At 55.1% G+C, this 6,198-nt stretch carries 6 protein-coding genes; 3 read left to right on the top strand and 3 right to left on the bottom strand.

The features are described from left to right. The 3 genes from CKW18_RS30670 to CKW18_RS23015 all read left to right on the top strand — a co-directional run. On the top strand, positions 1-222 hold a 222-nt coding region (locus CKW18_RS30670; protein WP_170947308.1), incomplete at its 5' end, for a hypothetical protein. A 310-nt stretch (positions 223-532) separates the two neighbouring features. Next, the gene (locus tag CKW18_RS23020) at positions 533-3,058 is read left to right on the top strand and encodes an S-type pyocin domain-containing protein (protein WP_256587075.1); all 2,526 of its coding nucleotides are present in this window, start codon (positions 533-535) and stop codon (positions 3,056-3,058) included. Beyond that, positions 3,055-3,312: an immunity protein gene (locus CKW18_RS23015; RefSeq protein ID WP_095190899.1), complete on the top strand. Its 258-nt coding sequence runs from the start codon at positions 3,055-3,057 to the stop codon at positions 3,310-3,312. The genes CKW18_RS23020 and CKW18_RS23015 overlap by 4 nt, the downstream gene beginning before the upstream one ends. 40 nt (positions 3,313-3,352) lie before the next feature. Here the strand turns inward: CKW18_RS23015 and CKW18_RS23010 are convergent, their stop codons facing one another. The 3 genes from CKW18_RS23010 to CKW18_RS23000 form a co-directional block, all read right to left on the bottom strand. Beyond that, on the bottom strand, positions 3,353-4,264 hold the full coding sequence (locus CKW18_RS23010) for an SDR family oxidoreductase (protein ID WP_095190898.1): 912 nt from the start codon (positions 4,262-4,264) through the stop codon (positions 3,353-3,355). Between the two features lie 126 nt (positions 4,265-4,390). Continuing rightward, positions 4,391-5,296 (bottom strand): alpha/beta fold hydrolase, encoded by a 906-nt coding sequence (locus CKW18_RS23005; RefSeq protein ID WP_095190897.1) that lies wholly within the window; start codon positions 5,294-5,296, stop codon positions 4,391-4,393. Further along, positions 5,296-6,078, bottom strand: a complete 783-nt coding sequence (locus tag CKW18_RS23000) for a class II aldolase/adducin family protein (RefSeq protein ID WP_095190896.1) — start codon at positions 6,076-6,078, stop codon at positions 5,296-5,298. The genes CKW18_RS23005 and CKW18_RS23000 overlap by 1 nt, the downstream gene beginning before the upstream one ends. Positions 6,079-6,198 lie beyond the last annotated feature (120 nt).

Genomic DNA, 6,198 nt, shown 5'->3' with positions numbered 1-6,198 from the left:
TTGGCACCCACCACAGGAAGGGAATCGGGTGGCGTGGGGTGTCAGATCGATCTGGAGGGCATCACCATCAGGCTTGATCGTGACGACAGAAAAGCCCTCCCAAAAAGGAAGGAAAGTATTAATATCGTGCATAAGAACGCCGGTTTGTTAGATGTGTTTGCTCGCACGAACATCATCAATCAAATCGGCGTTCTTGTTTCTGTGTTTCCCGGGATTCCGTGAAGAACCTTTTTTATGGGCGCCGTTTTTAGCAGATCCTACAAGTCGCTGAGCTATCAACGCGACGCACTGTAAGAAATTTCCAAAATCCTACTAATCCTACATATTCATTAACAAAATCTGTCTCATCGCTTCCCAGACTCTCTTTGTCTTACCAGAAGTTTCCGACAACACACCAAGCCCATTCCTAGAAATTAATCACTTAGCATAAACATACCTGCTCACATCATTGGCGCAGGCTTGCAGCTTTACGCTTGCGACTAATGCCGCACAGCAAAAGCTATTTCGATGCCGCATTTAAAAAGGAATTTAAATGCAACGACCACCACAAGATAATTTTCCGGCTATCCATACTGTTGGACAAGCCCCGGAATGGATGACCCCGATTACCACTCATTCACGCCCTCGCGGCAGTGGCATGTTCGGGAACGGTACCAACACTCAACTCCACCAGGTGGAAACATCTGTCAGAACTCAAGAAGTAAAAAGACAAGTCCAGCAGGAATTTGAAACCAAGTCACAAGCACTGCCGGTTAATCTGGAAGCAGAAATTGCAGCCAATAGATCACAGCTGCCTGCTTCATCGATATCAGCCGTTCAGGCGTGGCAGAGAGAAGTAGATATAAGGGAAACATTACGCGCTCGAAAGACCGTCGAACTACAGCAAAAAAACATTACTGCGAATGCTTTTTTCGGCAGTGACCCGAGAGATAAATCATTCACCGACTTCGTTCGTAAAGCGACAACCATCGACAAGCTAATCTGGCCCGGCGCTCGCTCGACACAACTCTGGGAGCAATCCTATCTCGCGGCGCATGAGGCCCAGCTTCTATCTCAATCGATTGCCCTGCTGCACCAGCAAGCGATGAATGCACAAAGTTACTTGAGGGCCGCACAGGCTGAGGAGCACGCAAGGAATGCGGCGATGGCCGAGGCAGCTCGAGTGGCAGCCGAAAACGCCCGGATTGCAGCGGAACAACAACGGCAGAGAGACATTGCCGATGCGGCCCGCATACAGGCGGAACACAACAGAGCGCAGGAGCAGGCGAGACTTGCTGCGGTCGCAGAAGCTCAGCGCCTGGCCGCTGAACGAGCACGTATTGCAACGGAGCAACAACGGCAGAAAGACTTTGCTGAAGTTGCACGCAGACAACAGGAAGAACATAAAGCGCGCGAACAGGCACGACTCGAGGGTCTGGCCAACGCCGAGCGCGCTCGAATTGCTGCTGAACAGCAACGCCAGAGAGAACTCGATGAAATAGCTCGCAAAGAGCAGGAAGAGGAGGAAGTCAGAGACCAAGCAGAAAGAGAAGAATTGAGAAAACTTTACAATGAATTAATCGAAAATGCGGCGCGTGAAAAGGCTAAGGCTCGAGCTGATGCTTTGGCATTGAAAACAGCGCTTGCCAGAGCGCAAGTCGATGCAGAAGCAGCCGCACAGTTTTTCGCTGTGGAGCAGGCTCGTCTTACTGCAGAAATGGAGCAGCGAATCGAGCAAATAAAGTCCCGACTGGAAGCCGAGCAGCGACGTCAGGAAATTCTCAACGGCGCCATCAGAACCGCTACATCTGTGGCTCAACAGCAAGCTCAATTGGCAACGCAAAAGATCAATCAGCAAAGAGCAGCGAAGTCGCAAGCGGAGGCCGATGAACGAGATGTAGAAGAGCCTCGGCAAATATCGGAAATTCACACCGTTTACCCAGCCTCCGGAGCGCTGGCTGTCAGCCGGCCGGTTTTCTCGTTCGCATCAAGTGCAGTTCGCCTGCCCCCTGCGACGACGACCTCGATTCTCAACGCTATGAGGTCAGGGCTTTTGACGCTGACAACGGCGGGAACTGCTTTGATAGCTCCAGCAGTTGTCGGTTTCGCGGCACTGCTGATGCCATCGCGCTTGGGTAACGGTGATCGATTCACGCTGAGCGTACCGTTTGCCGAACTGTCTTCAGAAACTCCCGAGACATTGCGCGAAATCGCCGACCGACAAGGAACACTCGATCTACCCGTTGGATTGGGAATTCGATCTTTTGGCCCCGGCGCCGAAGTATTCGTCACGACTACCGACGATTTCCATGTGCGCTCAAGTGTTCTGGTGCTGAACGCAGCGTACGATCTATTGAATGACGTCTACGAAGCCGTTCTGCCGGATTCTCCAACTGACTTCCTTACCTGGACGCCCGCCCACTCACCGGGTAACAGCTCTACTGCATCACCCATTACGGAAACAGATACGCCCGCCTACTCGGGAGCCGCCATTATCCCGGTTGAAGGGCGACTGGATATAAATCCGATTCTGGTCGAGGGGTGGGAACGATTCATTATTGTGTTCCCTGATGACTCAGGGATTGCTCCGCTTTATGTGGTGTTCAGCAGTCCATACCCCGGTGCCTACGTCAAAGGCAAATACAGCGGTCGTCCTTTCAACCCCGAGCAAGCAGGAGGTCCAATTCTTGATCTGGATTGGCGCACGGCAGTGATTACTCAAGCCGGAATTGATGCAGTGAAACTGCATATCGCAAGGTTTGATCAATCGGACGCCAACGACATCATGGTGAGGCGCCTTGAAAAAATTCTGAGTCGTCAATGGGCATTGAGTGATACGGATTTGCGCTACTACACTCATGAGATTAGGGAGCTTGAAAGGTTCCGAGAACTCGGTCTCGCTGACGATTTCAAACCTGGGGAAGATTCTTCGGTCTGGAACAACGCGCACACGGCTACTTTAGAAGACTTTAAGCTTAGAGATGATGAGACGCAGCTTTACACAGAAGACGCCATTGCAGCAGCAGATAAGCAAGAGGCAGTTTTTTATAAAAAACTTCTGAAAGGAGGCCAGCAATGAGCACCGTCGAGCAAATTGTCAAAAATGAATCCGTCGAGGACGTGTTAACTGTTTTCGCACTAGGTTCCGCAATCCCAACACTAGACAGAATGTTTGGGCGTTATCGATACGAAGTGGTTGCCAGCGGTGAACTGCTTCAAACATATGCGAAACTTTTCGAAACAGGTGTATTGGCCGACGGCAAAGGGCCTGTTGCAATCAAAGGGCCAAACTGGAAAGCCCCAAAATTCATGACAGAAAACAGATATTCCTAAAAAATTGGGCCATCAATCCTAAGATTGATGGCCCTTTTACTTAAAGCGAATACTTCTGCAAATTCGCCATCATTTCCTTCAGTGCTTCAATATTGTCCTTCGGATGCGCCGCGCCTTCGAAATCACAAATCTGCTGCCAATGCGCCGCGACATCTTCCGGCGAGAAACCCACTCGCGGATCAAACCCGGCGCCCAAACTGCGCTCCCAACGCACCTTGCCCATCCAGCCGCCACCAACTTCGAACAGTCCTGAAGTCTCCTGGCATTGCTCGCTCGCCAGGTACACCACCAGCGGGCTGACCAGTTCCGGTTTGAGTTGTTCGAACACTTGCGGCGGGATCAGGCCTTCGGTCATGCGCGTGCCGCCAGTTGGGGCGATGGCGTTGACGAGGATGTTGTTTTTGCGGCCTTCGATGGCCAGGGTGCGGGTCAGGCCGTAGAGGCCGAGTTTGGCCATGCCGTAGTTGGACTGGCCGAAGTTGCCGTAGATGCCGGAGGTTGAGGCGGTGAAGATCACGCGGCCGTAGTTTTGCTCGCGCAGGTGCGGCCAGGCGGCGCGGGTGACTTTGTAGGCGCCTTCGACGTGGACGCGGTACACCAGATCCCAATCGGCATCGTCCATTTTGTGGAAGGTCTTGTCGCGCAGAATGCCGGCGTTGTTGACCACCACATCGACACGACCGAAGACGTCGAGGGCGTTTTGCACCAGTTTGTCGCCGTCGGTGACCGAATCGTGATTGGCTTCGGCGATGCCACCGGCTTCGCGAATTTCCGCCACCACGCGGTCGGCGGCGGAGGCGTTGGAGCCCTCGCCCTGGGTCGAGCCGCCGAGGTCGTTGACCAGCACTTTGGCGCCCTGCTTGGCGAACAGCAGTGCGTGAGCCCGTCCGAGGCCACCACCGGCTCCGGTGACAATCACGACTTTATCTTCGAAACGCACAGACTCATTCATCGCGGCAACTCCAGCAGGCCAAGGGACAGTTGTTCCGAGTGTCAGGCACGGGGCTTTCGGTCACAACGAACACGGCTGGGGCTGAATGGTGCGCGATAAGGCTGGGGGATGATGTGCAGCGCAAAATCAAAAGGAACACGCGACCTTGCGCGGTGGCAGCACGAAGCTTTCGCGAAATGCCAGGTAGTGCTCAAGCACCTGCATCGGCGCCTCGGTCTGCGGATAGTGACCAATGCCCGGCAACAGCACGGTGTCTGCATCGGCAATCAGCTGGCGATAACGCTCGACCATGTGCGCACCCGAGATCGGATCAACTTCGCCAACGATCACCCGCAACGGCACTTCGCCGCGCTGCATTGCCGCCACCCAACGATCACGCTGCACCCGCCGCTCGGGAATGTAGCTGATCAGTTTATGCATGATCCGTGGGCCGCGATTGCTGTCGACCAGGCTCCAGAAATCATCCAGTTCACTTTCACTCGGGCGGGTCTGCGGACCGAAGATCTGGCGGAAGCTTTTCACCAGCGCGTCGCGGGTAAAGGCCCGGCCGATCATCCAGCCCAATGGGCTGAGCAACAGTTTTTGCACCAGCACCGGGCGATGGGTTTCCGGGAACAGTCCACCGTTGAGGAACACGCAACTGGCGACCTCGATCTGCTTTTCGTAATGCCGGGCGAGCAGTTCCTGCGCGACGCTATCGCCATAGTCATGGGCGAGGATATGCAGCGGTTGCTCGACCTGCACATGCGCGAGCAATGCCTGCTGCAAATCCGCTTGCTCCAGTAGGCTGTAGCGGTGATTGACCGGTTTCGCCGAATCGCCGAAACCGAGCATGTCGCAAGCGATCACCCGATAACGCTGGGCCAGTGGCTGCCACAGGTAATGCCAGTCCCAACTGGCGGTCGGGAAGCCGTGGATCAGCAGCAGCGGCTCACCCTGCCCCGCTGTCCAGTAACGGATCGGTTGGCCACGAAAGACAAACGTCTGGCTGCGTTTACGCCAGACACACAGAGGAATCTCGGCAAGAGGCATTAGAGTTTATATCCGGGGTCTTGTTTATCGAGTTTGCGCAGCAGCGCGGGCCAGGCCAGCGCGCCGCCCATGCCCTGAGCGCTTTTAGTGACGCCGACGATCATCGCCTTGGCGCCCGCCAGAATTTGCGGTTCGATGGCGATGAGTTCAGCGCCACCGGTCTGCGCCATCACCTGGATGTCGCAGGCGCGCTGGAAGGTGAACATCATCAGAAAGGTGTCGGCGATGGTGCCGCCGCAGGTCAGCAGGCCGTGGTTGTGCAGCATGAGGAAATTGTTCTCGCCCAGATCGGCCTGCAGGCGCGCCTTCTCTTCATGGTTCAGCGCCACGCCTTCATAGCCGTGATAGGCCAGGCTCGATAGCACGAACAATGACTGCTGACTGATCGGCAACACACCCTGCTTCTGCGCCGACACCGCCACGCCCGAGGCGGTGTGCGTATGCAGCACACACACGACATCGTGCCGCACTTCATGCACGGCGCTGTGGATGGTGTAGCCGGCCGGGTTGATTTCGTAAGGACTGTCCATGAGTTTGTTGCCGGCCTGATCGACTTTTACCAGGCTCGACGCGGTGATCTCGTGGAACATCAGACCGAACGGATTGATCAGGAAATCTTCGGTGCCCGGCACCTTGGCGGAAATGTGCGTGAAGATCAGATCGTCCCAGCCATGCAAGGCAACCAGACGATAACAAGCGGCGAGATCGACACGGGTCTGCCACTCGGCGGCGCTGACCTGGTCTTTGACATTAAGGGACGACTGGACGGGGGCTACGCTCACTGTATGCACCTCTGCGTTCTTATTGTTTTGTACGTGTCAGCAGTCTAGTCAGGCGCAGTCGATCGCGTAGTTGCATTGCCAGCCAGCTTGATGACTGAGCGGGTCAGCAACGTAAACACC

This window comes from Pseudomonas sp. Irchel 3E19, assembly GCF_900187585.1.
Lineage (GTDB): Bacteria > Pseudomonadota > Gammaproteobacteria > Pseudomonadales > Pseudomonadaceae > Aquipseudomonas > Aquipseudomonas baetica.
This window is presented reverse-complemented; position numbering and strand designations above follow the sequence as displayed.

Bases quoted from the DNA above. Each gene is read 5' to 3' on its own strand.
- CKW18_RS23020 (WP_256587075.1), top strand. From the start codon at position 533: ATGCAACGACCACCACAAGATAATTTTCCGGCTATCCATACTGTTGGA.
- CKW18_RS23015 (WP_095190899.1), top strand. From the start codon at position 3,055: ATGAGCACCGTCGAGCAAATTGTCAAAAATGAATCCGTCGAGGACGTG.
- CKW18_RS23010 (WP_095190898.1), bottom strand. From the start codon at position 4,264: ATGAATGAGTCTGTGCGTTTCGAAGATAAAGTCGTGATTGTCACCGGA.
- CKW18_RS23005 (WP_095190897.1), bottom strand. From the start codon at position 5,296: ATGCCTCTTGCCGAGATTCCTCTGTGTGTCTGGCGTAAACGCAGCCAG.